Here is a 25297-nt window from a genome sequence, read left to right as displayed (position 1 = left end):
CACGGCGGGCTACGGGAGTTTCAGGAGCGTACTTCGAGCAGGGGGATCAACTGCTCGGCGGGGGTCATCGAACCGTGGTTGCCGACCATCGCCGACTCCTTCGGCTCCCGCTCGGAGGCGATGATCAGGACGTCGTCCCGTGCGGCCGCGATCACGTCGCCGATCCGTCCGTACACCCGCTCGTCGATCGTGGGACCGAACCAGCCCGCCGCGATCGCCTCGTCCCGGGAGGCCACCCAGAACTGCTCGCCGAGCACCTCGCGCCAGCACGTCAGGACGTCGTTCGCGGCGCCGGGCACCGCGTACACGTGCCGCGCGCGGCCCTCGCCGCCGAGCAGGGCGACGCCGGCGCGCAGCTCCCAGTCCTCGTCGAAGTCGATGCGGTGCTGCTCGTCGAAGGGCACGTCGATCATGCCGTGGTCGGCGGTGACGTAGAGCGCGGTGCGCGGGGGCAGCTGCTCGGCGAGGCGCTGGACGAGCCGGTCGACGTACATGAGCTGGCCGCGCCAGGTGTCCGAGTCGACGCCGTAGCGGTGGCCGGCGCCGTCGAGTTCGGCGTAGTACGTGTAGACCAGGGAGCGGTCGCCCGCGGCCAGTTGCTCGGCCGCGAGGTCCATACGGTCCTCGCCGGTCAGCCGCCCCAGGAACGTTCCGCCACTGAGCGCGACCTTGGTCAGCGGGGTGTTCTGGAAGGTGGGCGACGACACCTGCGCCGCGTGCACGCCGGATTGCTGCGCCAGCTGGAAGACCGTGGGGTAGGGCTGCCAGACGCGCGGTGACGTCCACGGCTGCCAGCGCAGCTGGTTCATCAGCTCGCCCGTCTCCGGGTTGCGCACGGTGTATCCGGGCAGGCCGTGCGCGCCCGGCGGCAGACCGGTGCCGACGGAGGCGAGGGAGGTCGCGGTGGTCGCGGGATAGCCGGTGGTGATCGGGCGCCCGGTGCCGCCGCGCGAGCTGCTCAGCAGCGACGTCATGAACGGCGCTTCGTCGGCGTGCGCCTTGAGCTGCTCCCAGCCGAGGCCGTCGATCAGGAACACGCAGGCGCGGTCGGCGGCGGTCAGCTCGGGGATCGCGGCGGTCATCTCCGGCACGGCCATGCCGGCGGCCAGCGTGGGCAGCAGGTCGGCGAGCGAGCCGCTGCCGTACTCGGGGGCGGGCGCGGAGTCGACGGCGAGGGGTTCCGGGTGGGAGTCCCAGGCGGTGGGCTGGATCATCTCAGCGGGCGATGTCCGCGGTCGCCTCGGAGAGCGACTGCGCGAAGGTGAGCGCCTGGCGCACGGTCTCCGGTCCGTCGCCGGCCTCGCTGACGCGCAGGCTGAGGTCGTCCGCCGTGGAGCTGCCCGTGTAGCCGTGGTCGGCCTCGCAGTTGGGGTCCCCGCAGGCGGCGGGCTCCAGGTCGAGCCGGGCGACCGCGCCCCACCCGATGGTGAGCACGATCTCGCGGGGCAGCGTGCCCGGCGTGTACGACTCCGGGTTGGCGACGACGCGGCTGACGACGACCGAGGAGATCCGGCCGAGCTTCACGGACTCGGTGGACGTCGTCGCGTACGGCGTCGGGGAGGTGCTGTCGGCGGCCTGCTCGTCGGTGTGGCTGACGATGAAGCGGTTGTGGGTGAGGACGAGCACGGTCACGTGCCGCCGCACCTCGTTCTGGTCGAACGTCGTCTCCTGGTGGACCAGGTACGACCGGATGGGCTCGCCGCCCACAGCGGCCTCCACCGCCTCGGCCACGAGGGCCGGGTAGTAGCCGCTGCGCTCGATCGCCGCACGCAGCCCCTGGGTCGTCGTACTGGTCTTGGCCATGACGCCCATCCTACGGGGGCGCACTGACTGCGAGGCACCGCTGAGGGCGCTCTCAGTACGTCGGCAGGGTCCTCGGCCCGAGGTCGTCCCGGGCGGGCGGCGGCGCGAGGCGTACGGAGGCGCCGAGCACGCTCAGGCCGTGGGTGGCGACGACGACCGGTTCCAGGGTGACCGCGACGACCTCCGGGTGGTCGTCGACCAGCCGCGACACCCGCAGCAGGAGCTCCTCCAGCGCAGGTGTGTCGACGGGAGCGGAGCCTCGCCAGCCGAAGAGGAGCGGTGCCGTCCGGATGGAGCGGACGATCGAGGTCGCCTCACGGTCGGTGACCGGGATCAGCCGGTGCGCCATGTCCCCGAGCAGCTGGGAGGCGGCTCCGGCGAGCCCGAAGGACAGCACGGCGCCGGCCGCCGGGTCGATCACGGCCCGTACGACGGTGTCGACGCCGCGCGGTGCCATGCTCTGCACGACCGGCCGCAGCTCCTCCGGCCTGCCGAACAGTTCGCTCAACTCGGCGTACGCCCGCCTCAGTTGCTCCTCGTCGGCGAGGTCGAGCCGTACGCCGCCGAGGTCGGCGCGGTGCCGCAGGTGCGGGGCGGTGGCCTTGAGGGCGACGGGGTAGCCGAGGGTGCGGGCGGCGTCCGCGGCGGCGTCGGGGGTGGGCGCGTGCAGGGCGCGGTGCACGTCGATGCCGTACTTCCCGAGCAGGTCACAGGTCTCGTCCGTGCCGAGCGTGAGTCCCTGCCCGCGCGCGAGCAGTCCACCGATCAGCCGGGCGGCGCCCTTCTCGTCGATGTCCTCGTACTCGGGGACCTTGCCGGGGTCGGCCGCGTCGCGTCGCCACTGCGCGTAGTTGACGGCTTCGGCGAGGGCGCGGACGGCGCGCTCGGCGGCGGGGTAGGCGGGGATGAGGGTCGTCGGGCTCTGCGGGGTGTCCGACTGCTCGGCCGGGTTGACGGACTGGAAGTCCAGGGGACGGAACGGATGGGGACGGATCATGGCGCCGGGCGCCTTCCGGTCCGCCTGCGGTGCGGTGCTCGCCGCGGCCGACAGGGCTTCGGCGAGGCCGCCCAGCTCGACGTGCACCACCAGCACCGGTTTCCCCGGCACCTGCTCGGCCGCCGACCGCAGGGCCTGGGCCAGCTCGGCGTCACCGGTCGACGCGTCGCCGATCGCCGGGATGGCGGTGACGACGACCGCGTCGCACGTCTCGTCGGCGAGCGCGTGCGACAGCGCCTCGTGGAAGTCCGCCGCGGACGCGCCCGTCGTCAGATCCAGCGGCGGCAGTGGCCGCAGCCCCTCGGAGAGGCACGCGTCGTACGTCAGCAGTCCCAGCGACTCGGAGTTGCCGAGGATCGCCACCCGCGGCCCGGTCGGCAGCGGCTGCCGCGCGAGCAGCAGGCCCGCGTCCACGAGCTCGGTGATGGTGTCCACCCGGATCACGCCGGCCTGCCGCAGCAGCGCGGACACCGTGGCGTGCGGCAGCCGCGTGGCGCGCACCGCGTGGCCCTGCGGCGCCGCGCCGCCGTGTCGCGCGCCCTGCACCACGACCAACGGCTTGGCCGCGGCCGTACGCCGGGCGAGGCGGTTGAACTTGCGCGGGTTGCCGATGGACTCCAGGTACATCAGGGCGACGTCGGTGTCCGGGTCGTCGTACCAGTACTGAAGGACGTCGTTGCCGGACACGTCGGCGCGGTTGCCGGAGGAGACGAAGGTCGACACACCGGTGACGCCGGTCACGCCGCCGCCTCGCCGGTGGAGCCGGGACAGCAGCGCGATGCCGATCGCGCCGGACTGCGCGAACAGCCCGATGCGGCCCGGGCGGGGCATCTCGGGGGCCAGGGAGGCGTTCAGCCGTACGTCGGCGGAGGTGTTGATGATCCCGAAGGCGTTCGGTCCGATGATGCGCATGCCGTACGCGCGTGCCTGCCGTACGAGTTCACGCTGCCGCTCGCGGCCGTCCGGCCCGCTCTCGGCGTACCCGGCGGAGAGCACGACCAGCCCCTGCACGCCGTGCTCGCCGCATTCGGCGACCACGTCGGGGACGTACGCGGCCGGCACGGCGACCACCGCGAGGTCGACCTGTTCGTCGATGTCGCGCATGGAGCGGTGCGCGGGCACGCCGTCGAGTTCCTTGAGGTCGTGCGGGAACGCCCTGTTCACCGCGTACAGCCGTCCCGTGAACCCGGCGTCCCTGATGTTGCCCAGGACGCTGCGGCCCACCCCGCCGGGGGTGCGGCCGGCGCCGATGACGGCGACCGAGCCGGGCACCAGCAGCCGCTGTACGGACCGTGCCTCGGCGCGCTGTTCGCGCGCGTACTGCACGGCGAGCGAGCGGTCCGTCGGCTCCAGGTCGAACTCCAGGCGGACGACGCCGTCCTCGAAGCTGCGTTTCTGGGTGTATCCGGCGTCCGTGAACACCTTGATCATCTTGTTGTTGGCGGGCAGTACCTCGGCGGCGAAGCGGCGGATGTCGCGCTCGCGGGCGACGGCGCCGATGTGTTCGAGCAGGGCGGAGGCGACGCCGCGGCCCTGGTGGGCGTCCTGGACGAGGAAGGCCACCTCGGCCTCGTCGGCGGGCGCGGACGCGGGCATTCCGTCGGCGCCGATCCGGTCGTAGCGTACGGTGGCGATGAACTCGCCGCCCACCGTGGCCGCGAGTCCCACCCGGTCCACAAAGTCGTGGTGCGTGAAGCGGTGGACGTCCTTTGCGGACAGTCGCGGGTAGGGCGCGAAGAAGCGGTAGTACTTCGACTCGTCCGACACCTGCTCGTAGAAGCTGACCAGGCGCTCGGCGTCATCGACGGTGATGGGGCGGATGCGCGCGGTGCCGCCGTCGCGCAGCACCACGTCGGCTTCCCAGTGGGCGGGGTACGCGTGCCTGTCCGAGGCGCTCTGCATGGGGCCCAGAGTACGGCTCGCGTACGACAACGGCGCGAGGCAGTCTGTTCAGGACGTACGTGGGGTCGAGGCCGCGACCCCACGGTCACCTCAGGAGGGGACGTTCGTCAGACGTTCGTCCAGTTCCGTCGTGCTTCACGGGTGTGGGAAACTGGTCTAGACAACCCTGAACACCGAAGGGCAGCATCACATGGCTGAGCGCCGCGTCAACGTCGGCTGGGCCGAGGGCCTCCACGCCCGCCCCGCCTCCATCTTCGTCCGAGCCGCCACGGCCACAGGCGTCCCGGTGACGATCGCCAAGGCCGACGGCAACCCCGTCAACGCGGCCTCCATGCTGGCCGTCCTGGGCCTGGGCGCCCAGGGCGGCGAGGAGATCGTCCTCGCCTCCGACGCCGAGGGTGCGGACGCCGCCCTCGACCGTCTGGCGAAGCTGGTCTCCGAGGGCCTCGAGGAGCTGCCCGAGACGGTCTGAAGGACCTGAGCGGGACGCCACAACAAGCGGTGAAGCCGCGTCCGCCTTTCCGGCGGGCGCGGCTTCGCTGTTTTCGGCAGGCGGCCCCGCTTTTTGAGGTTGGCGGCCGAGAATTACCCGCACACCTGAAAAAGGGCAGCGTAAATTACCGCCTCCGAATATCCCCTCTTTGTATACGGCGCCCGTGTTAATGCCGCAGGCTCGGCATGTTTACGGGATGTTGCAAATTCCTCACACGCTCCGGGCGATCACCGCGGGAGCCGAAGCGCAACCGGTGCGCGGAGATCGAGCGCTCGGTGTGCAGCGCCGTGATCGCACGGGCGCGCTCGCCGTCGCCGCGCGCCACCGCGTCCACGATCGCGCCGTGCTCGGTCCAGGACTCCACGGGGTCGGCCGGTGCCTCGACGGCGTACATCCAGGCGATCTTGTGCCGCAGCTGGGTCAGCATCGAGGTCAGGGCAGGGCTGCCGGAGGCCTGGGCCAGCGTCTCGTGGAACCAGCCGCCCAGCGAGCGCAGGTCCTCGCTGTTCCCCCGCCTGGCCCGCTCCTGGCCCAGCCTGACCAGGCCGCGCAGGACCTTCAGATGGGCCTCGGTGCGCCGCTGGGCGGCCCGGGAGGCGCCGAGCGGCTCCAGGAGGGTGCGCATCTCCAGCAGGTCGGAGGCCTCCTGCTCGCTCGGTTCGGCGACGCATGCGCCCGCGTGCCGCCGGGTCACCACGAAGCCCTCCGCCTCCAGGGTGCGCAGGGCCTCCCGCACGGGGACGCGGGAGACGCCGTAGCGACGGGCGAGGAGTTCCTCGGTGAGCCTGCCGCCGCGCGCGTGGACCCCGGCGACGATGTCGTCCCGGATCGCGGTGCATACCGAGTGCGCCGGAATACGCATGACCGACCTCCGCCTTAATCCCCGTGAAACGTCGACGAATGACGTGTGTTCAGTGACTCTATTGCAACCGGCGGGAATTTCCGACGGGAGGCCGGAATCCATGGATATTTTTTGGACAGCGGGTCGTTCGAAACGCCGAAAGCCCCGGCTCGGGGAGCCGGGGCTTTCGGAAGACGCGCGGGCGTCAGCGGCGGAGCGTCAGATGTTCACGCCGTGCGAGCGCAGGTAGGCGACGGGGTCGATGTCGGAGCCGTACTCCTGCGTCGTGCGGGCCTCGAAGTGCAGGTGCGGCCCGGTGACGTTGCCGGTGGCGCCGGACAGGCCGATCTGCTGACCGGGGGTGACCGTCTGGCCCACCGAGACGGCTATGGACGACATGTGGCCGTACTGGGTGTACGTACCGTCGTTCATCTTGATCACGACCTGATTGCCGTACGAGCCGCCCCAGCCGGCCTCCACGACGGTGCCGGAGGCCACCGAGTGGACCGAGGTGCCGCTGGCTGCGTGGAAGTCGACGCCGGTGTGGCTGCCGGAGGACCAGACGGCCCCGCCGGCCTTGTAGCCCGTGGAGACGTACGAGCCGGAGATCGGGGCGACGTAGGACAGCAGGCGCTTACGCTCGGCCTCGCGGGCGGCGCGCTCCTTGGCCTCGCGCTCCTTCTTCGCCTTCGCGGCCGCCTTCTTGCGCGCGGCCTCCTCGGCGGCCTTCTTGCGGGCCGCGGCCTCCTTGGCGGCCTGCTCCTGGGCGGCGGCCTGGGCGTCGATCTGGTCGGCGATCGAGTTCTCGACGGCGACGACGGGGATGAGGCCGGTCTGCTCGACGGCCGGTTCGGCGGCGAGCGCCGGGGCGGCCAGGGTGCCGATGACGCCGGTGGCGGTGAGTGCGGCGACGCCCGCGGCGCGGGCGGTGGTGCGCTCGAAGCGGCTGGGGCGACGGTGCTTCCCCGCGGGACGCTTCCCGGTGGCGCAGGTGAACGCCATGAAGTGGCTGGTCCTTTCCTTCCTTCTCGCCTACCGGGTTAGCTGACGGGTTCGGAGCAGGAAGGTCTCCTACGGACCCCCTCGCGGCTGCGCGGGCGTCCGATTCACCCCAGGGACTTCGATGGGTCCCCGGCTCCCCTGGCTCGCGCCGTACGGGGACTCGGCGATGGCTGTCCGGTGCCGCGGGCGCGGCGCAGTGCCTGACGGACAGCCCGGAAGACGCTAAACGGGGCATCTTTCAATCCCCAAACGGATCCTGCCTTTTGTAGTGCATCCCACAGGTCAGACAGGCAACCTCTCCCTCAATTCGGGCATAAAGGGGCCCTGGTGACTCTTCCGTCGCCAGGGCCCCTACGCACGCGTGCCGTCTCCGGCGCCGCGCCAGTCCCCTACTCGGCAGCCACGACGCTGACTTCGCCGATGCCGAGGGCCTCGACGGGCTCCCGGATCTCGGCCGCGTCGCCGACCAGGATCGTCACCAGACGGTCGACCGGGAAGGCGCTCACGGCCGCCGCGGTGGCCTCGACGGTGCCGGTCGCGGCGAGCTGCTGGTACAGCGTCGCCTGGAAGTCGTCGGGCAGGTGCTGCTCGACCTGGTCGGCCAGCGTGCCCGCCACGGCCGCGGCCGTCTCGTACTTCAGCGGCGCCACCCCGACGAGGTTCTGCACGGCGAAGTCCCGCTCGGCGTCGGTGAGTCCCCCGTCGGCGACACCGCGCAGGACCTTCCAGAGGTCGTCCAGGGCGGGACCGGTGTTCGGGGTGTCCACGGAGCCGCTGATGGCGAGCATCGCCGCACCCGAGCCGTCCGGGGCGGAGCGCAGGACCTGCCCGAACGCGCGCACTCCGTAGGTGTAGCCCTTCTCCTCGCGCAGGACCTTGTCCAGGCGGGAGGTGAGGGTGCCGCCGAGGCAGTACGTGCCGAGCACCTGCGCGGGCCAGACGCGGTCGTGCCGGTCGGGGCCCACGCGACCGATCAGCAACTGCGTCTGGACGGCGCCGGGGCGGTCCACGATGACGACGCGCCCGGTGTCGTCCGCGGTCACCGGCGGGACCGGCCGGGGCTGGGCCGGGGAGCCGGTCCAGGCACCGAGGGTGTCGCCGAGGAGGGCGTCGAGGTCCACGCCGGTGAGGTCGCCGACGACCACGACGGTGGACGTCGCCGGACGCACATGGCGCTCGTAGAAGGCACGTACTCCGGCGGAGTCGATGCCGGCGACCGTGTCCTCGGTGCCCTGGCGCGGGCGGGACATGCGCGAGGTCGCCGGGAACAGCTGCCGGGACAACTCCTTGGCGGCGCGGCGCGAGGGGTTGGCCAGCTCGTGCGGGATCTCGTCGAGGCGGTTGCGCACCAGGCGCTCGACCTCGGCGTCCTCGAACCCGGGAGCCCTGAGCGCGTCGGCGAGCAGGCCGAGCGCCTTCGGGAGACGGGAGACGGGCACCTCGAGGCTGACGCGGACGCCCGGGTGGTCGGCGTACGCGTCGAGCGTGGCTCCGCAGCGCTCCAGCTCGGCGGCGAACTCCTCGGCGGTGTGCTTGTCGGTGCCCTCCGAGAAGGCACGCGCCATGATCGTGGCGATGCCGTCCAGGCCCTTCGGCTCGGCCTCCAGGGGCGTGTCCAGGAGGACCTCGACGGCGACGACGCGCTGGCCGGGGCGGTGGCAGCGCAGGACCGTCAGGCCGTTGTCCAGCTTGCCGCGCTCCGGTGCCGGGAACGCCCAGGGCCGGGCCTGGCCGGCCTGGGGCTGCGGGTGGAACTCCATGCTGGCGAGCTCGGTCACTGCGCCGACTCCTCGTTCTCGTCGGTGGTCCCGGCGGGTGCGGCCCCGTCGGCGGCTGCTTCCAGGTCCTCGGCCTCGTCGGCGACCGGCTCGTACACCAGCACCGCGCGGTTGTCGGGACGCAGACGGGCCTGGGCGACCGCCTGGACCTCCTCGGCGGTGACGTCGAGGACGCGCTGCACGGCGGTGAAGGCGAGCTGCGGGTCGCCGAACAGGACGGCGTACCGGCACAGTTCGTCGGCGCGGCCGGCGACCGTGCCGAGCCGGTCCAGCCACTCGCGCTCCAGCTGGGCCTGTGCGCGCTCCATCTCCTCGGCGGTGGGGCCCTCCTGCGCGAAGCGGGCGAGTTCCTCGTCGACGGCCGCCTCGATGACGGGCACCTCGACGTCGCCGGACGTCTTCACGTCCAGCCAGCCCAGGGAGGGCGCTCCGGCCAGACGCAGCAAGCCGAACCCAGCTGCCACGGCCGTACGGTCACGGCGTACCAGCCGGTTGTAGAGGCGGGAGGACTCGCCGCCGCCGAGGACGGTCAGCGCCAGGTCGGCCGCGTCGCACTCGCGCGTGCCGTCCGCCGGGAGCCGGTAGGCGGCCATCATCGCGCGCGCGGGGACGTTCTCCTCGACGACCTCGCGCAGCTGCTCGCCGATGGTGTCGGGCAGCGAGCCGTCGCGGGGCGCGGGCTTGCCGTCGTGGGACTGGATGGAGCCGAAGTACTTCTCCACCCAGGCGAGCGTCTGCGCCGGGTCGATGTCACCGACGATCGACAGGACGGCGTTGTTGGGCGCGTAGTAGGTGCGGAAGAACGCGCGGGCGTCCTCCAGGCTGGCCGCGTCCAGGTCGGCCATCGAACCGATCGGCGTGTGGTGGTAGGGGTGCCCGTCGGGGTACGACAGGGCGGTCAGCTTCTCGAACGCCGTGCCGTACGGAACGTTGTCGTAGCGCTGGCGGCGCTCGTTCTTGACGACATCGCGCTGGTTCTCCAGGCCCTCCTCGTCGAGCGCCACCAGGAGGCTGCCCATGCGGTCGGCCTCCAGCCACAGCGCGAGCTCCAGCTGGTGGGCGGGCATGGTCTCGAAGTAGTTGGTGCGCTCGAAGCTCGTGGTGCCGTTCGGCGAGCCGCCCGCGCCCTGGACGAGCTCGAAGTGGCCCGTGCCCTTCACGCTGCTCGAGCCCTGGAACATCAGGTGCTCGAAGAGGTGGGCGAGTCCGGTACGGCCCTTGACCTCGTGGCGGGAGCCGACGTCGTACCAGAGGCAGACCGCGGCGACCGGCGTGAGGTGGTCCTCGGAGAGCACCACGCGCAGGCCGTTGGCCAGGCGGTGCTCCGTGGCGGTGAGGCCGCCGGATTGTGCCTCCGGTGTGGCCGTGTGACCCATGGGCAAGGTGTCCTTCCGGTCGCGTGCACTGCGTTGTGTCGAGCGCTTCGCGCTCAGTTCCTGCCACTGTATGCAGCGTCCGAAGGGTCGGCGAAGTTCCCGGTCAGAACGCCGTGCCGGGACGCGGGTGAGTGCGGGCCCGCGTCGACACGCTGGACGGCCCTCAAGCACGGCTCACCGTCCCCTCCCGCGACCCTGCCGAACGGGGCCGGCCCGGCGCGCGCCGGCCGTACCCACCGGACATGCGCGGGCTCGTACCCCCCGCGACCTGGCACGGTGCCCGCCGATCACTCCGGCGAGTGAACGGTCTCGCGGCGCCCGCTTGCCTTCGACTTCTCCGGCCGCAAGCGCGGTCCCGGACAATGATGTTCGTGCCCCACCCCTCCCCTCCGTCGCGGGGGAGGCCCTGCGTCGGCGACACTTCTGCGATGCCGGGTCGGAGCCCAACATCGGGTCCTGGTCGGTGGTTGTCAGTGCCGCGGTCCACAATGGTCCGCGTCAGATCCGCAAACGCTCGAGCGACCAGAAACAGAGGAGCCGGCAGCGATGGCCCGCCGCAGCACGAAGAACCCGCCGCCCGAGGACTCGTACGAGGAGAAGATCCTCGACATCGACGTCGTCGACGAGATGCAGGGCTCCTTCCTCGAGTACGCGTACTCGGTCATCTACTCCCGCGCCCTGCCGGACGCCCGCGACGGCCTCAAGCCGGTGCACCGTCGCATCGTCTACCAGATGAACGAGATGGGCCTGCGCCCCGACCGCGGCTATGTGAAGTGCGCCCGCGTCGTCGGCGAGGTCATGGGTAAGTTGCACCCGCACGGCGACGCGTCGATCTACGACGCCCTGGTGCGCATGGCCCAGCCCTTCTCGATGCGCGTCCCGCTGGTCGACGGCCACGGCAACTTCGGGTCGCTGGGCAACGACGACCCGCCGGCCGCCATGCGGTACACCGAGTGCCGGCAGGCCGCTGCGACCAGCCTGATGACCGAGTCGATCGACGAGGACACGGTCAACTTCACGCCCAACTACGACGGCCAGGAGCGGGAGCCGGTGGCGCTGCCCGCCGCCTTCCCGAACCTCCTCGTCAACGGCGCGTCCGGCATCGCCGTCGGCATGGCCACGAACATGCCGCCGCACAACCTCTCCGAGGTCATCGCGGCCGCCCGCCACCTGATCCGCCACCCGAACGCGGATCTGGAAACGCTGATGAAGCACGTCCCGGGTCCCGACCTGCCCACCGGCGGCCGGATCGTCGGCCTGGCCGGGATCCGGGACGCGTACGAGACGGGCCGCGGCACCTTCAAGATCCGCGCCACGGTCGAGATCGAGACCGTGACCGCCCGCCGCAAGGGTCTCGTCGTCACCGAACTGCCCTTCACGGTCGGTCCGGAGAAGGTGATCGCCAAGATCAAGGATCTGGTCGGCTCGAAGAAGCTGCAGGGCATCGCCGACGTCAAGGACCTCACCGACCGCGAGCACGGCCTGCGCCTGGTCATCGAGATCAAGAACGGCTTCGTGCCGGAGGCGGTCCTGGAGCAGCTCTACAAGCTGACGCCGATGGAGGAGTCCTTCGGCATCAACAACGTCGCCCTTGTCGACGGCCAGCCCCTCACCCTGGGCCTGAAGGAGCTGCTGGAGGTCTACCTCGACCACCGCTTCGAGGTCGTCCGGCGCCGCAGCGAGTTCCGCCGCACCAAGCGCCGCGACCGCCTGCACCTGGTCGAGGGCCTGCTCACGGCGCTGCTGGACATCGACGAGGTCATCCGCCTGATCCGCTCCAGCGAGAACTCCGCGCAGGCGAAGGAACGCCTGATGGAGCGCTTCTCGCTGAGCGAGGTCCAGACCCAGTACATCCTCGACACGCCGCTGCGCCGCCTCACCAAGTACGACCGCATCGAGCTGGAGGCGGAGAAGGAGCGGCTGAACGAGGAGATCGCCGAGCTCACGCGGATCCTCGACTCCGACGCGGAGCTGCGCAAGCTGGTCTCCGCCGAACTGGCCGCGGTGGCCAAGAAGTTCGGCACCGAGCGCCGTACTGTCCTGCTGGAGTCGGCGGGTGCGCCGGTCGCCACCGTGTCGCTTCAGGTGGCGGACGACCCGTGCCGGGTGCTGCTGTCCTCAACGGGTCTGCTGGCCCGTACGGCGAACGGCGATCCGTTCGCGGAGGACGGCGAGGCGAAGCGCTCCAAGCACGACGTGATCCTCTCGGCGGTGCCGGCCACGGCCCGCGGCGAGGTGGGCGCGGTGACGTCCACGGGCCGTCTGCTGCGGATCAACGTCGTCGATCTGCCGCAGCTGCCGGAGACCGCGGCGCGTCCGAACCTCTCGGGAGGGGCGCCCCTGTCGGAGTTCGTCTCCCTGGAGGGCGACGAGACCCTGGTCTGCCTGACCACGCTCGACGAGTCCTCCCCCGGCCTGGCGATCGGCACGGAACAGGGTGTCGTCAAGCGCGTGGTGCCGGACTACCCGACCAACAAGGACGAGTTGGAAGTCATCACCCTGAAGGAGGGCGACCGGATCGTCGGTGCGATCGAGCTGCGCACGGGTGAGGAGGACCTGGTCTTCATCACGGACGACGCACAGCTGTTGCGCTACCAGGCCTCGCAGGTCCGCCCGCAGGGCCGCGCCGCCGGCGGCATGGCCGGCATCAAGCTTGCCGAGGGCGCGAAGGTGATCTCCTTCACGGCCGTGGACCCGGCGGTCGACGCGGTGGTGTTCACGGTCGCGGGCTCGCGCGGCACGCTGGACGACTCGGTCCAGACGACGGCCAAGCTGACCCCGTTCGACCAGTACCCCCGCAAGGGCCGCGCCACCGGTGGCGTGCGCTGCCAGCGGTTCCTGAAGGGCGAGGACTGCCTGGCCCTGGCCTGGGCGGGCGCCGTCCCGGCACGGGCCGCGCAGAAGAACGGCACCCCGGCCGAACTCCCGGAGATCGACCCGCGCCGCGACGGCTCCGGGGTGTCGCTGCCGAAGACGGTGTCGGTGGTGGCCGGCCCGGTCTAGACCTCCTCGGCGACCCCGTCCTCCGGGTCCTGTACGTAGCGCAGAACGCCCCACATGCCGTGCTCGTCGGCGTGTGGGGCGTCGCTCTTGCACGCCTCCAGGTCCTTGGCCAGGGCAGCGGAATCGATGCCGGAGCCGATGAGCACGAGCTGGGTGAGGCGGTCGTCGGCGGCCGGCCAGGGCTCCGGGTAGAAGCGGAGGAAGCGGCCGACGACGTGGACGGCGTAGCGGTTGCGAACGTCGTACGGGCCGAAGTCGACGTACCCCTTGATGCGGTAGAGCCCCTCCGGCCTGCTGTCCAGGAAGTCCATCAACCGACGTGGGTCGAGGGGGACTTCGGAAGTGAAGGGCAGGCTGTCGTATCCGGTGTGCAGATGACCGGGGTGGCCCTCGCCGCGCTCATGCAGGTCGTCGTGCTGGTGGGGGCCGTCGTGCGGATGCAACTCGTCGTGCTGGTGCAGGTCATCGAAGGACAGCTGCCCGATGCGCTCCTCACCGGGCCGGCAGTCGAAGAGGAACTCCGGGTCGATACGGGCATAGGTGGCGGGGACGACGGCAGCGCCGTCGGTGAGATCGCGGACCAGCCCGAGGACGCGCTCCCCGTCCTCCGCACGGTCGAGCTTGTTGACGACAACGAGGTCCGCGAGGGCGAGATGCCGGTCGATCTCGGGATGCTTGGCGCGCGTGCCCTCGAACTCTGCGGCGTCGACGACCTCGACGAGTCCGCCGTACACGATGCCCGGATGCTCGCTGGCGAGCACCATGCGCACGAGTTCCTGGGGTTCGGCGAGCCCGCTGGCCTCGATGACGATGACGTCGATGCCGGTGGCGGGCCGGGCGAGCCGCTCCAGGTAGCCGTCCAGCTCACTGGAGTCGACGGCACAGCACAGGCAGCCGTTCCCGAGGGAGACGGTCGAGTCGCCGAGCGCGCCGGCGACGGCCATGGCGTCGATCTCGATGGCGCCGAAGTCGTTGACGATGGCGCCGATGCGGGTGCCGCCGCTGCGATGGAGGAGGTGGTTGAGCAGAGTCGTCTTGCCGGAACCGAGGAATCCGGCGAGAACGACGACCGGAATCTGCTGCGGACCGGGGCTCGGCTGACTCAACGTGCGACCTTTCTCACGCCGACGGGTGCACCGGCTCGCGGAGGCGGCGCGCGTACGAAGATTGAATGCCGACCCAGGATACGAGCCGGAAGAATCACTGCGAAGTGAACGATTGTTAGCAGCACTTGCCGGGCAGACGTTGGGCATGGCGCTGGAGCGTGCGACCCTCGCTTCCCTCCGTGCGCCGCCTCTCCGCCTCCCCGCCGATCAGAGCCGCTCGGCACTCTGGGAGACGGCAAGCGCCGCCCACGGCTCGCCGGTCCCCTCCAGTCGACCCGCACCCCGACGACCGGCGGACGGCCGTTTGATCGGGGGTAATTGACATGGCCACACTGAAGTGTTCTGCAAGGAGGCTGGGTTCCACCACGCTCGCGCTCCTGGCCACCACCGCAACCGTGACGCTGGCAGCGCGTCAGTGGCGATGGGAGAAGGCGCGTCAGCACGAGCGGCAGCTGGAACTCGAGGAGCTGGCGATCCGACGAACGGCTCTGGCACATCAGCAGCGCATGCATTGGGAGTTGCTGGCAAGGGCGATCGATGATCCGTCCCTCGCCGCTGTGATCGACACCTACGACCAAAGCATCCCGGCGGAGAGGCGACGTCAGTTCTTCTACGCCAACGCCTGGTACGTCCACCTCTACCACCTGTACCAGGCGGAACTGCTCGATCGGGAGGAGCTGTACACACGTCTGCGGGAGTTCTTCCAGAGTCCGGTCTTCCGCGAGTACTGGGAGGCATCGCGGCACATGCGCGCCAGCCTGGACGATTCATCGGTGGAAGCCCAGCTGGGGCACATGGTGGACGGCCTCGTCCGGGACCTCGACGAATCCGACACGGACGAGTGGTGGGTGGTCGGCGATCCGCCGACCGACTGACCGAGTGATTTTCTTGCCGTCCAGCCACAAGGGGCTCTGAAACACCAGTAGCCTGCTCCCCACCCAGTATGCCCAGCCCTTTTGTTCGTAAGGACCGGTACCTTTGAAGATCGTGCGCCGCATCGGTGTGCCTCCAAGCGCCCGTGGCAGTAGTTCAGGAGCTACCTGCCCGGACGTGTTCGAACTCAGCGACGGGAATTTCGCCGTCATCGGCACCGAGGCCACCGAGGCGCTTGAGCCGGAACTGCCCGCCGATGCCGCCCGCGCCGACTACGAGCGCATCGTCATCGTCAGCCGGGAGACTCTCATCCGCGCCAAGGCAGACATCCCCGACGCCTGAGCCCACCGCACGAGCACGCGTCCACCCCAGACCCGTACCGTCACGCTCCCCGGCCGCGCGCAACCGTTCAGCGAGCCGGGCCACCGACCCGGCGAGCAGCCGGCACCCCGTCACTGCTCGATCTCCACCGATGAGGCCTGGCGCCAGAACGGCTCCAGGCCACACGTGTGTCAGCCCCTCGAGCCGCCATGGCCACCCAAGTCAGGTTAGGCTCACCTCTGTGAGTACGTGCTCAACCGTCTCGCAGGACCTCGACGAGCCCATCGCGGGGACCGCGGCGACCGCGACGACCTGGCTGTTGCTCGAGCAGCCCGGCCCGTGGGGTGCCAAGGCGCTCACGCAGAGCCACCTGGATCCCGCCCTGGGCCGCGCCCTGGAGGCAGCCGCGCAGGGCACGGGCGTGCGCCTCGCGCTGATCCGCCGCCCCGGCCGGCACGCCGACTGCGGGATTCCGGCCGAGCGCCGGGTCTACGTGGCTCACACCACCCCCGGCAACGTATGGCTGCACTCCGCCACCACCCGCGACCCCCGGCAGCTGCTCGACCTGGACTTCGCCGCGCTCGGCAAGGGCGACCACCGCTCCTTCGGCTCGGCGCTCCAGGGACGGCGCCACACCGGCGGCCCGCTCGCCCTCGTCTGCACCAACGGCAAGCGGGACCGCTGCTGCGCACTCCTCGGCCGCCCGCTCGCGGCCGAGCTCGCCGCCTCCGGCGTGGACGGCGTCTGGGAGGTCACCCATCTGGGCGGACACCGGTTCTCACCGACGCTGCTCGTGCTGCCGTACGGCTACGCCTACGGCCGGGCGCAGGCCCACGCCGTCAAGGATGTCCTGCACAGCGTCCAGGAGGGCCGGATCGTCGTCGAGGGGTGTCGCGGGAACTCGGCCTGGGAGCGCCCGGGCCAGGCGGCCGAGCTGGCCGTGCGCTCGGCTGCGGGTGAGTACGCCGCCGAAGCTCTGAGTGTCGTAACGACGGACGGTGCGGCCCCGCGCTGGGAGGTGACGGTCGCCCACGTGGACGGGCGCCGCTGGCGGGTCGTCGTCGCGCAGGAGGCATCCGTACCGCCACGCCCGGCGAGCTGCGGTTCGGTGCTCGGCTCGCCCGCGCGGATGGACGTCGTGGCGGTGCGTGAGCTCAGGGTGACGACGGCACTCGCAAGCTGATCAGACGCGTCGGCTCGCCATCAGGTGGACCGGCTGCCCGACATCGATCAAGAGATCCACGCCACACCCCTCCAGGAGCGCCGACCGGCCCACGTACCGTCATGGGTATGAGCCGCACTCCCCCCGCACGTCGCCTGCGCCTCGCTCTGCCTCGGCGGATGTTCGCGCAGGTGCTGCTGATGCAGGTGGCGATCGCCGCGGGAGTCGCGGTGCTCGCGACCGGCCTGTTCCTCGCACCACTCAGCGACCAGCTGGACGACCAGGCGATGCGCCGCGCGCTGTCGATCGCGCAGACCACCGCGGCGCAGCCGGATATCGCCGAGGATCTTGCGAGCACCCCCGCGACGACCGGCGGCCCGGTCCAGCGGGAGGCGGAGCGGATCCGCGAGGCGACCAAGGCCGAATACGTCGTCGTGATGGACCGGCGCGGGGTGCGCTGGTCCCATCCCACCCCGGGCGAGGTCGGCAGGATCGTCTCGACGGACCCGGGCCAGGCCCTCGCCGGTCACGAGGTCATGCAGATCGACGACGGCACCCTGGGCCGCACCGCCCGGGGCAAGGTGCCGCTGCGCGACGACGACGGCAGGATCATCGGGGCGGTCTCGGTCGGCATCGCCTACGACAGCGTGCGGGCGAGGCTGCTGCATGCGATCCCGGGGCTGCTCGCGTACGCGGGCGGCGCCCTGGCGGTCGGCGCGCTGGCCGCCTGGCTCATCTCCCGCCGGGTCCAGCGGCAGACCCGCGACCTGGCCTTCTCCGACATCTCGGCGCTGCTCGCGGAGCGCGAGGCGATGCTGCACGGCATCCGGGAGGGCGTCGTGGCGCTGGACCGCGCCGGCCACGTCCGCCTCCTCAACGACGAGGCGCGGCGCCTGCTGGGTCTCGGCGACGAGGCCGTCGGCAGGTCCCTCGACGAGGCGCTCGGCGCGGGCCGTACGACCGACGTGCTGGCCGGCCGGGTGACGGGCACCGATCTGCTCACGGTCCGTGGCCAGCGCGTCCTGGTCGCCAACCGCATGCCCACCGACGACGGCGGTGCCGTCGCCACCCTGCGCGACCGCACCGAGCTGGAGCAGCTCGGCCGGGAACTCGACTCCACGCGCGGCCTGATCGACGCACTGCGCGCCCAGGACCACGAGCACGCCAACCGGATGCACACGCTCCTCGGGCTGCTCGAACTGGAGATGTACGACGACGCCGTGGAGTTCGTCGGGGAGGTGGTCGGCGACCACCGGGACACCGCCGAGCAGGTCGCCGAGAAGATCCAGGACCCGCTGCTCGCCGCACTGTTGGTCGGCAAGGCGACCGTGGCGGCCGAGCGGGGCGTCGCGCTGCGTCTGTCGGACCGCACCGGGCTCCCGGACCGGCTGATCGACCCCAGGGGGCTCGTCACGATCGTAGGCAACCTCGTGGACAACGCTCTGGACGCCGCCGCGGGCACCGCGCACGCGCGCGTGGAGGTCGAATTGCGTGCCGAGGGGCGGACCGCGACCCTCCGGGTACGCGACACGGGGCCGGGAATCCCCGAGGAGCACCGCGAGTTGATCTTCACCGAGGGGTGGTCCACCAAGAAGCCGCCGGCTCACCGTGAGCGCGGCATCGGGCTCTCCCTGGTGCGCAGGTTCGCCGAACGGCAGGGTGGCAGCGCGATGGTGGACGAGGCGGCCGGCGGCGGCGCGGAGTTCACCGTCGTCCTGCCCGAGGCACTGGCCGAGCCGGATCTGGAGCCTGCCCTCGCCGTGCCGTCAGATGCGCAGACCGTCGCCGAGGAGGAGTCGCGATGATCGAGGTCCTGGTCGTGGACGACGACACGCGCGTGGCGCGGGTCAACGCCGCCTACGTCGAGAAGGTGCCGGGATTCCACGTGGCGGGTGAGGCGCACAGCGCGGCCGAGGCGCTTCGTCGGGTTGAGGAGCTGCCCCGGGTGGACCTGGTCCTCATGGATCACTATCTCCCCGACGAGACGGGCCTCTCGGTCGTCCAGGAGATGCGCCGGCGCGGCCACCAGGCCGACGTGATCATGGTGACGGCGGCGCGGGACGTGTCGACGGTCCAGGCGGCGATGCGGCACGGGGCGCTGCAGTACCTGGTCAAGCCGTTCGCCTTCGCGGGCCTGCGCGCCAAGCTGGAGGCGTACGGCGAACTGCGCCGCACCCTGGACGGCGGCGGCGAGGCGGAGCAGGCCGAGGTGGACCGCATCTTCGGAGCGCTTTCGGCGTCTTCGGAGCCCGACCTGCCCAAGGGCCACTCCCCCACCACCGCGGAACTCGTACGCCGCGCCCTGATGAACGCCGAAGGCCCGCTGTCGGCCCAGGAGATCGCCGAGCGGACCGGAGTGAGCCGTCAGACCGCCCAGCGCTATCTCAAGCTCCTGGAGCGCACGGGTCGGGCCCGTCTCACCCTCAAGTACGGTGACGCGGGTCGCCCGGAACACCGTTACGTGTGGGCGACCCGCGCCTGAGGCACGGCCCGTGGGGGCGGGGGAAGGAACCGTGCCCGTCCTACATACGGATACGGGCCGCGCTGCGTATCAGCCGACCGCTCGACGCCTGGCCATAGCGGTGCGAGCGTGCCCGACCGCTTCGAAGACCGCGCCTATACGGCCCCCGCCCCCGTCAGCGACCGCACCTCGACCTCGGCGTGCTTGGCCTCGTCGGGGACCTCTGGCGAAATGAGCGTGCCGAGCCAGCCCGCGACAAAGCCCAGCGGGATGGAGACGAGGCCCGGGTTCTGCAGGGGGAAGTACTGGAAGTCGACGCCGGGGAACAGCGATTCGGGGCTGCCCGACACCACCGGGGACAGCACCACCAGCACCACGGCCGGGATCAGGCCCCCGTACACGGCCCATACGGCGCCCCGCGTGGTGAAGTCCCGCCAGAACAGCGAGTAGAGAAGCACCGGCAGATTGGCGGACGCGGCGACGGCGAAGGCGAGTCCCACGAGGAAGGCGACGTTGAGGTCGCGGGCCAGCAGTCCGAGGGCGATCGCGACCACGCCGATGCCGACCGCCGCGACACGCGCCACGGCGACTTCGCTGCGGGGCTCGGCGCGCCGCCGTCGTAGCGAGGCGTACAGGTCGTGGGCCACGGAGGCCGAGGAGGCGAGCGTGATTCCGGCGACCACTGCGAGGATCGTGGCGAAGGCGATGGCGGCCACGACGGCAAAGAGAACCGTTCCTCCCGTGGAGTCCGCGCCGCCGCCGAGATCGAGGGCCAGCAGCGGAACTGCCGTGTTCCCGGCCGCGTTCGACCCCCGTACGGCCTCGGGCCCGACGATCGCGGCAGCGCCGAAGCCCAGCACGATCGTCATCAGGTAGAAGCCGCCGATGAGCCCGATCGCCCACACCACCGACCGCCGCGCCGCGCGAGCGGTCGGCACGGTGTAGAAGCGGGACAGGATGTGCGGCAGCCCCGCCGTGCCCAGCACCAGCGCGAGGCCGAGGCTGATGAAGTCGAACCGGGCGGTCCAGTCACCGCCGTACTTCAGCCCCGGTGCCAGGAACGCCGCACCGTGACCACTGCGCTCGGCCGCCGTGAGCAGCAGCCGGTCGAAGTCGCCGTGGAAGCGCAGCAGGACGAGCACGGTCAACGCGACGGTGCCGCCGAGCAGCAGGACCGACTTGACGATCTGAATCCAGGTGGTGGCCCGCATCCCTCCCAACGACACATAGATCACCATGAGCGCACCGACGCCGATGACGGTCCAGGCCTGCGCCGCCTCGCCCTTGCCCCCGAGCAGCAGCGCGACCAGGGTGCCCGCGCCCACCATCTGCGCCACCAGATACAGAACGGACACGGTGACCGAGGAAGTTCCCAGTGCGATCCGCACGGGACGCTCTCTCATCCGCGCGGCGACCACGTCGGCGAGCGTGAACCGCCCGCAATTGCGCACGAGTTCGGCGACGAGGAACAGCACCACCAGCCAGGCCACGAGGAAGCCCACCGAGTAGAGCATCCCGTCGTAGCCGAAGAGGGCGATGAGTCCGGAGATGCCGAGGAAGGACGCAGCCGACATGTAGTCACCGGCGATGGCAAAACCATTCTCCATGGGGGTGAAGAGCCGGCTGCCCGCGTAGAACTCCTCCGCGGAACCACGCCGGTTACGGCTCACCCAGGTAGTGATCGCCAACGTGATCGCGACGAAGACGCTGAACAGCAGCAGCGACAGCGTCTGATGGTCGACCGTCACGCGGCACCGCCCTTCGCGACGCGCGCCAACTCCTGGGTGTCCCAGCGCAGTTCGAGCGCCGCCCGGTCCCGGCGCAGCCGCGCGTGACGGGCGTAGGCCCAGGTGAGCAGGAAGGTGGTGAGGAACTGTCCGAGCCCCGCCAGCATCGCCACGTTCACGGCACCAGCCACGGGCCGGGCCATCAGCTCCGGCGCGGTCGTGGCGGCCACGATGTACGCCACATACCACGAGAGGAAGATCACAACAGCCGGCACCACAAACCGCCGGTACCGGCTGCGCACCTCCTGGAAGGCCGCGCTCCGCTGCACCTCGAGGTACACATCGGCCGCACCCGGCGGAACAGCGGCCGGGACGTCCTCGGCACCCGACTCCCCCCATCCGGAGGCGAGGGCGTCGTACCAGGGGTCGTGGCTTGAGTGCATGCCCAAGCATGGACAGAACGGAAAGATCCCCGGATCGCGTTCTCCCAGGGCTTCACCCCATCAGGTGACCGCGGGAGTGCGGCAGCCGCCAATGGTGAGAAACCCCGCAGGGGCCACCCGCACCCGACGGCGATGCCGCACGGGCGGTGCAGGTGGGATCCCAATCCGGCCGAACGCGAAGCCGAGACCGGCCCCCGGCCCGAGCCGGCGCAGCGACTACGCGTCGATGCGCGACCGGTCCAACGTGGCCGCCGAGCTGGAGATGAACTCCTTGCGCGGCGCCACGTCGTTCCCCATCAGCAGATCGAAGACCCGCTCGGCGGCCTCCAGATCGGTGAGGCTGATCCGGCGCAGGGTCCGGTGACGCGGGTCCATCGTCGTCTCGGCCAGCTGGTCGGCGTCCATCTCGCCGAGACCCTTGTACCGCTGGATGGAGTCCTTGTAGCGAACGCCCTTGCTCTGGAACTCCATGAGCTTGTCGCGCAGTTCACGGTCCGAGTACGTGTACACGTACTTGTCCTGGCCCTTCTTGGGCTGGACGATCTCGATCCGGTGCAGCGGCGGCACGGCCGCGAACACCCGGCCCGCCTCGATCATCGGCCGCATGTAGCGCTGGAACAGCGTCAGCAGCAGCGTCCGGATGTGGGAGCCGTCGACATCGGCGTCGGTCATCATGATGATCTTGCCGTAGCGGGCGGCGTCGATGTCGAAGGTCCGGCCCGACCCTGCTCCTATGACCTGGATGATCGCGCCGCACTCGGCGTTCTTGAGCATGTCGGTGACGGACGACTTCTGGACGTTGAGGATCTTGCCGCGGATCGGCAGCAGCGCCTGGAACTCGGAGTTCCGGGCGAGCTTGGCGGTGCCGAGCGCGGAGTCTCCCTCGACGATGAACAACTCGCTGCGGTCGACGTCGTCGCTGCGGCAGTCGGCGAGCTTGGCCGGCAGGGACGAGGACTCCAGGGCCGTCTTACGGCGCTGCGCGTCCTTGTGCTGGCGGGCCGCGATGCGCGTACGGGCGGCGGCGACGGCCTTCTCCATGACGACCCGCGCCTGGGCCGCGGCGTCCCGCTTCGTGGACGTCAGGAACGCCTTGAGCTCCTTGGAGATCACCGTGCTCACGATGCGCCGGGCCGCCGAGGTGCCGAGGACCTCCTTGGTCTGGCCCTCGAACTGCGGCTCGGCGAGGCGGACGGTGACGACCGCGGTGAGGCCCTCCAGAGCGTCGTCCTTGACGATGTCGTCCTCGGCGACGCGCAGCATCTTCTTGGTGCGCAGCACCTCGTTCATGGTGCCGGTCACGGCCGTCTCGAAGCCCGCGACGTGGGTGCCGCCCTTGGGTGTGGCGATGATGTTCACGAACGACTTCAGGGTCGTGTCGTAGCCCGTGCCCCACCGCATCGCGACGTCGACGTCGAGCTCACGGGTGACCTGTGTGGGGGTCATCTGGCCGTGCTCGTCCAGGACCGGCACGGTCTCCTTGAAGGTGCCCTGACCCGAGAAACGGAGGACGTCGCACACTGGCTTGTCGGCGGCCAGGTACTCGCAGAACTCGCTGATGCCGCCATCGAAGCGGAAGGACTCCTCGCCCTTGCTGCCGCCGTCACCGAGGCCGAACTCGTCGCGCACGACGATGGTCAGGCCGGGCACCAGGAACGCGGTCTGGCGGGCGCGCTGGTGCAGCGTGTCCAGGGACAGCTTGGCGTCCTTGAGGAAGATCTGGCGGTCGGCCCAGTACCGCACGCGCGTGCCGTTGCGGGTCTTGGGGATCTTCTTGGTCTTGCGCAGGCCGCCGGTCTCGAACTTGGCGTTCGGGCCGTCGGCGGCGAAGGCTCCGGGGACACCACGGCGGAAGCTGATGGCGTGCGTGTGGCCGTTTCGGTCCACCTCGACGTCCAGTCGCGCGGACAGGGCGTTCACCACGGAGGCACCTACGCCGTGCAGACCACCGGAGGCGGCGTAGGAACCGCCGCCGAACTTGCCGCCGGCGTGCAGCTTGGTCATCACGACCTCGACGCCGGACAGACCGGTCTTGGGCTCGACGTCGACGGGGATGCCCCGGCCGTTGTCCCGGACCTCCACGGAGCCGTCGTCGTGAAGGATCACGTCGATGTGGTCGCAGTAGCCACCGAGAGCCTCGTCGACGGAGTTGTCGATGATCTCCCAGAGGCAGTGCATGAGACCACGGCTGTCGGTCGACCCGATGTACATGCCCGGGCGCTTGCGCACGGCCTCGAGGCCCTCGAGGACGAGCAGGTGCCGCGCGGTGTAGTTGGAACCGTCCAGGTCTGCTCCTGCCAGCAGCGCTGTGGACGGCACGGACGTCTCGGCGGTCACGCGGTTCGCTCCTCGCTGAATTTCAGATGAGGCCCTTGTGGGTAAGGGCGCGGCTTCGGTCGCCGTCAAGAGGGTACCGAGGCCTGGTAGAGCCGTTGTAACGCCACCCTCGTGTGAAACCCAGACTAGACCAGAGTCGCATGCGTGTTCGATCCCTCGTTGGAGTGAAGCACATATCACGTTCCCTTCCAGGCATGAACCATTTAGGCTCCGGGCACGTCCTCATGAACAACCGGCAACCCAGCCGGGGGGACCCGACCTTGACCGACAGCGCGAAACCGTAAGCAAGACAGAGACGCACTACGGCACATTCGCCGCCAAACCGGCAGCAGCCAGCCGCCCCGGAAAAATTTCTCTCTGGGAGAAGCCGCGAGCGGGAACGTTTTGGGGCTGGTTGGATGTTGACCCTGGTACGACAGCTCGTCGAGCTAGAGAAGAGGCGACGTGACTACTGTTCTGACCCCCGCGAGCCCGCTGACGGCCGCTGACCGCTGCGACCGTTGCGGCGCCCAGGCGTACGTGCGTGTCGTCCTGCTGAGCGGCGGTGAACTGCTCTTCTGCGCCCACCACGGCCGCAAGTTCGAGCCGGAACTCAAGAAGATCGCCGCTGAGATACAGGACGAGACGGAGCGGCTGACTGCCGTTCCCGCATCGGCGTCCGAAGAAGAGCGCTGAACCTCGCATTAACGACGAGCCAGCTCCGGCACAGGCCGGTTGACGGGCGACCGCCCCTGAGAGCAGGGGCGGTCGCCCGCGCTCATACCCCGCGGGCTCTCAGGCCCCCTTCAGCCGTCGGCATGACGCTCTCGCCCCGCGGCCCGCCACCCCAGTGTCCGTACGACCTCGGACACCCGCGTGTAGACACCGGGACTGCCCGCGCGGCCGCAGCCGGTGCCCCAGGACACGAGCCCGATCAGCCTCCCCTGGGCGACCAAGGGCCCTCCGCTGTCCCCCTGACAGGCGTCCCGGCCCCCTTCCCGCTCCCCGGCGCAGACCATGCTGTTGGCTTGGTATCTGCCGTCACCACCGCCCGAATACGCCTGCTTGCACAGGGTGTCGGGCAGTACGTGCACGCGCGCCGCCCGCAGGCTGCGCGGGTAGTCGCCCGCCCCCGTGACGTCTCCCCACCCGTAGACCAGGGCCGGAGTCCCCGGCGCATAGGCAGGATCGCCGGTGCGGGCCATCCTGATGACCGAGCTCGCGGGAAGCGGTTGGGCAAGCGAGAGCACGGCGAAGTCGCCCGCGTTGCTGACATCGTCGTAGGCCGGGTTCACCCAGCTGCCACGGACCCGGATCTCCTGGCCCCGGCCGGACGTGAGATCCGTACGGCCCGTGATGACGGTGAAGTCGCGTACCTGGTGGGCTGGTGCCCCCAGGACCTCCTCGCTGAGGCAGTGGGCCGCGGTGAGCACGGTGGTCCGGCCGACCGCCACGCCGACACAGAACTGACCCGCCCGCGTACCCCCGAACCGGTCACGGCTGGACAGCGCCACGGTCCACGGACTGCCCGACACATCGACCGGGAAGCCGCCGACGACGACACTGTCGGCAGCCGCGGGGGCGGCGGACGCCAACGGTATGGCAGCCGCCACGGCCGCCAGGACCAGCGGCCGGGCGAGGGCCCGGATAAAGGGACGTCGCATGCACGCTCCTCACTCTGGAGTGGTCGTGG

General features: G+C 70.7%; 20 protein-coding genes and 1 riboswitch. Of the genes, 8 read left to right on the top strand and 12 right to left on the bottom strand.

The annotated features are described in order from the left end of the window. Positions 1–20: 20 nt before the first annotated feature. From AB5J55_RS31715 to AB5J55_RS31705, 3 genes are read right to left on the bottom strand one after another with little or no spacing between them, the layout of a single operon-like run. Positions 21–1214, bottom strand: coding sequence for an alkaline phosphatase family protein (locus tag AB5J55_RS31715; protein ID WP_369273885.1), 1194 nt, complete (start codon positions 1212–1214; stop codon positions 21–23). A 1-nt stretch (position 1215) separates the two neighbouring features. Then, complete coding sequence (locus AB5J55_RS31710; protein WP_328422510.1) at positions 1216–1803, bottom strand: DUF5998 family protein; 588 nt, start codon at positions 1801–1803, stop codon at positions 1216–1218. 52 nt (positions 1804–1855) lie between these two features. Next, complete coding sequence (locus AB5J55_RS31705; protein WP_369273884.1) at positions 1856–4702, bottom strand: GNAT family N-acetyltransferase; 2847 nt, start codon at positions 4700–4702, stop codon at positions 1856–1858. Between the two features lie 190 nt (positions 4703–4892). On the opposite strand from AB5J55_RS31705, the gene AB5J55_RS31700 reads away from it, so the two are divergent. Then, a complete protein-coding gene (locus AB5J55_RS31700) occupies positions 4893–5174 on the top strand; it encodes an HPr family phosphocarrier protein (protein ID WP_019755624.1) in 282 nt (93 codons plus the stop codon). A 187-nt stretch (positions 5175–5361) separates the two neighbouring features. On the opposite strand, the gene AB5J55_RS31695 is transcribed toward AB5J55_RS31700, so the two are convergent. The 4 genes from AB5J55_RS31695 to AB5J55_RS31680 all read right to left on the bottom strand — a co-directional run bounded on the left by AB5J55_RS31695 (position 5362) and on the right by AB5J55_RS31680 (position 10192). Continuing rightward, complete coding sequence (locus AB5J55_RS31695) at positions 5362–6057, bottom strand: GntR family transcriptional regulator (RefSeq protein ID WP_369273883.1); 696 nt, start codon at positions 6055–6057, stop codon at positions 5362–5364. A gap of 198 nt (positions 6058–6255) precedes the next feature. Beyond that, positions 6256–7038 carry a M23 family metallopeptidase gene (locus AB5J55_RS31690; protein ID WP_369273882.1) on the bottom strand — a complete coding sequence of 261 codons (783 nt, stop codon included), beginning with the start codon at positions 7036–7038 and terminating at the stop codon, positions 6256–6258. Positions 7039–7051: 13 nt separating this feature from the next. Then, positions 7052–7214, bottom strand: a riboswitch (cyclic di-AMP (ydaO/yuaA leader). Positions 7215–7427: 213 nt separating this feature from the next. Further along, complete coding sequence (locus AB5J55_RS31685) at positions 7428–8816, bottom strand: M16 family metallopeptidase (protein WP_369273881.1); 1389 nt, start codon at positions 8814–8816, stop codon at positions 7428–7430. Further along, the gene (locus AB5J55_RS31680) at positions 8813–10192 is read right to left on the bottom strand and encodes a M16 family metallopeptidase (RefSeq protein WP_369273880.1); all 1380 of its coding nucleotides are present in this window, start codon (positions 10190–10192) and stop codon (positions 8813–8815) included. The genes AB5J55_RS31685 and AB5J55_RS31680 overlap by 4 nt, the downstream gene beginning before the upstream one ends. Before the next feature lie 546 nt (positions 10193–10738). On the opposite strand from AB5J55_RS31680, the gene AB5J55_RS31675 reads away from it, so the two are divergent. Further along, entirely contained in the window at positions 10739–13195 is a 2457-nt protein-coding gene (locus AB5J55_RS31675; protein ID WP_369273879.1) for a DNA topoisomerase (ATP-hydrolyzing) subunit A, read from the top strand. Here the strand turns inward: AB5J55_RS31675 and AB5J55_RS31670 are convergent. Next, on the bottom strand, positions 13192–14301 hold the full coding sequence (locus tag AB5J55_RS31670; RefSeq protein WP_369273878.1) for a GTP-binding protein: 1110 nt from the start codon (positions 14299–14301) through the stop codon (positions 13192–13194). The genes AB5J55_RS31675 and AB5J55_RS31670 overlap by 4 nt on opposite strands. Positions 14302–14624: 323 nt before the next feature. Here AB5J55_RS31670 and AB5J55_RS31665 point away from each other — a divergent pair, with 323 nt between their 5' ends. From AB5J55_RS31665 to AB5J55_RS31645, 5 genes are all read left to right on the top strand, one after another. After that, a complete protein-coding gene (locus AB5J55_RS31665; RefSeq protein WP_369273877.1) occupies positions 14625–15176 on the top strand; it encodes a DUF6082 family protein in 552 nt (183 codons plus the stop codon). A gap of 103 nt (positions 15177–15279) precedes the next feature. Then, positions 15280–15516 carry a hypothetical protein gene (locus AB5J55_RS31660; protein ID WP_031486357.1) on the top strand — a complete coding sequence of 79 codons (237 nt, stop codon included), beginning with the start codon at positions 15280–15282 and terminating at the stop codon, positions 15514–15516. A gap of 220 nt (positions 15517–15736) precedes the next feature. Beyond that, positions 15737–16678 carry a sucrase ferredoxin gene (locus tag AB5J55_RS31655; RefSeq protein WP_369273876.1) on the top strand — a complete coding sequence of 314 codons (942 nt, stop codon included), beginning with the start codon at positions 15737–15739 and terminating at the stop codon, positions 16676–16678. 107 nt (positions 16679–16785) lie between these two features. Beyond that, positions 16786–18462 (top strand): ATP-binding protein, encoded by a 1677-nt coding sequence (locus AB5J55_RS31650; RefSeq protein ID WP_369273875.1) that lies wholly within the window; start codon positions 16786–16788, stop codon positions 18460–18462. Beyond that, positions 18459–19139, top strand: a complete 681-nt coding sequence (locus AB5J55_RS31645) for a response regulator (protein WP_369273874.1) — start codon at positions 18459–18461, stop codon at positions 19137–19139. Before AB5J55_RS31650 ends, AB5J55_RS31645 begins: the two co-directional genes overlap by 4 nt. A 134-nt stretch (positions 19140–19273) precedes the next feature. Here the strand turns inward: AB5J55_RS31645 and AB5J55_RS31640 are convergent, their stop codons facing one another. The 3 genes from AB5J55_RS31640 to AB5J55_RS31630 all read right to left on the bottom strand — a co-directional run bounded on the left by AB5J55_RS31640 (position 19274) and on the right by AB5J55_RS31630 (position 23625). Beyond that, entirely contained in the window at positions 19274–20866 is a 1593-nt protein-coding gene (locus AB5J55_RS31640; RefSeq protein ID WP_369273873.1) for a cation acetate symporter, read from the bottom strand. Beyond that, positions 20863–21288, bottom strand: a complete 426-nt coding sequence (locus AB5J55_RS31635; protein ID WP_369273872.1) for a DUF485 domain-containing protein — start codon at positions 21286–21288, stop codon at positions 20863–20865. Before AB5J55_RS31635 ends, AB5J55_RS31640 begins: the two co-directional genes overlap by 4 nt. 216 nt (positions 21289–21504) lie before the next feature. Then, on the bottom strand, positions 21505–23625 hold the full coding sequence (locus AB5J55_RS31630) for a type IIA DNA topoisomerase subunit B (RefSeq protein WP_369273871.1): 2121 nt from the start codon (positions 23623–23625) through the stop codon (positions 21505–21507). 444 nt (positions 23626–24069) lie between these two features. On the opposite strand from AB5J55_RS31630, the gene AB5J55_RS31625 reads away from it, so the two are divergent. Next, complete coding sequence (locus AB5J55_RS31625; protein ID WP_053848812.1) at positions 24070–24300, top strand: hypothetical protein; 231 nt, start codon at positions 24070–24072, stop codon at positions 24298–24300. 110 nt (positions 24301–24410) lie between these two features. Here the strand turns inward: AB5J55_RS31625 and AB5J55_RS31620 are convergent, their stop codons facing one another. Then, positions 24411–25268, bottom strand: a complete 858-nt coding sequence (locus AB5J55_RS31620; protein WP_369273870.1) for a serine protease — start codon at positions 25266–25268, stop codon at positions 24411–24413. Between the last annotated feature and the right edge of the window lie 29 nt (positions 25269–25297).

Origin of the sequence: Streptomyces sp. R11 (assembly GCF_041051905.1) — a bacterium.
GTDB lineage: Bacteria > Actinomycetota > Actinomycetes > Streptomycetales > Streptomycetaceae > Streptomyces.
This window is presented reverse-complemented; position numbering and strand designations above follow the sequence as displayed.

Bases quoted from the DNA above. Each gene is read 5' to 3' on its own strand.
- AB5J55_RS31715 (WP_369273885.1), bottom strand. From the start codon at position 1,214: ATGATCCAGCCCACCGCCTGGGACTCCCACCCGGAACCCCTCGCCGTC.
- AB5J55_RS31710 (WP_328422510.1), bottom strand. From the start codon at position 1,803: ATGGCCAAGACCAGTACGACGACCCAGGGGCTGCGTGCGGCGATCGAG.
- AB5J55_RS31705 (WP_369273884.1), bottom strand. From the start codon at position 4,702: ATGCAGAGCGCCTCGGACAGGCACGCGTACCCCGCCCACTGGGAAGCC.
- AB5J55_RS31700 (WP_019755624.1), top strand. From the start codon at position 4,893: ATGGCTGAGCGCCGCGTCAACGTCGGCTGGGCCGAGGGCCTCCACGCC.
- AB5J55_RS31695 (WP_369273883.1), bottom strand. From the start codon at position 6,057: ATGCGTATTCCGGCGCACTCGGTATGCACCGCGATCCGGGACGACATC.
- AB5J55_RS31690 (WP_369273882.1), bottom strand. From the start codon at position 7,038: ATGGCGTTCACCTGCGCCACCGGGAAGCGTCCCGCGGGGAAGCACCGT.
- AB5J55_RS31680 (WP_369273880.1), bottom strand. From the start codon at position 10,192: ATGGGTCACACGGCCACACCGGAGGCACAATCCGGCGGCCTCACCGCC.
- AB5J55_RS31675 (WP_369273879.1), top strand. From the start codon at position 10,739: ATGGCCCGCCGCAGCACGAAGAACCCGCCGCCCGAGGACTCGTACGAG.
- AB5J55_RS31665 (WP_369273877.1), top strand. From the start codon at position 14,625: ATGGCCACACTGAAGTGTTCTGCAAGGAGGCTGGGTTCCACCACGCTC.
- AB5J55_RS31650 (WP_369273875.1), top strand. From the start codon at position 16,786: ATGAGCCGCACTCCCCCCGCACGTCGCCTGCGCCTCGCTCTGCCTCGG.
- AB5J55_RS31645 (WP_369273874.1), top strand. From the start codon at position 18,459: ATGATCGAGGTCCTGGTCGTGGACGACGACACGCGCGTGGCGCGGGTC.
- AB5J55_RS31635 (WP_369273872.1), bottom strand. From the start codon at position 21,288: ATGCACTCAAGCCACGACCCCTGGTACGACGCCCTCGCCTCCGGATGG.
- AB5J55_RS31620 (WP_369273870.1), bottom strand. From the start codon at position 25,268: ATGCGACGTCCCTTTATCCGGGCCCTCGCCCGGCCGCTGGTCCTGGCG.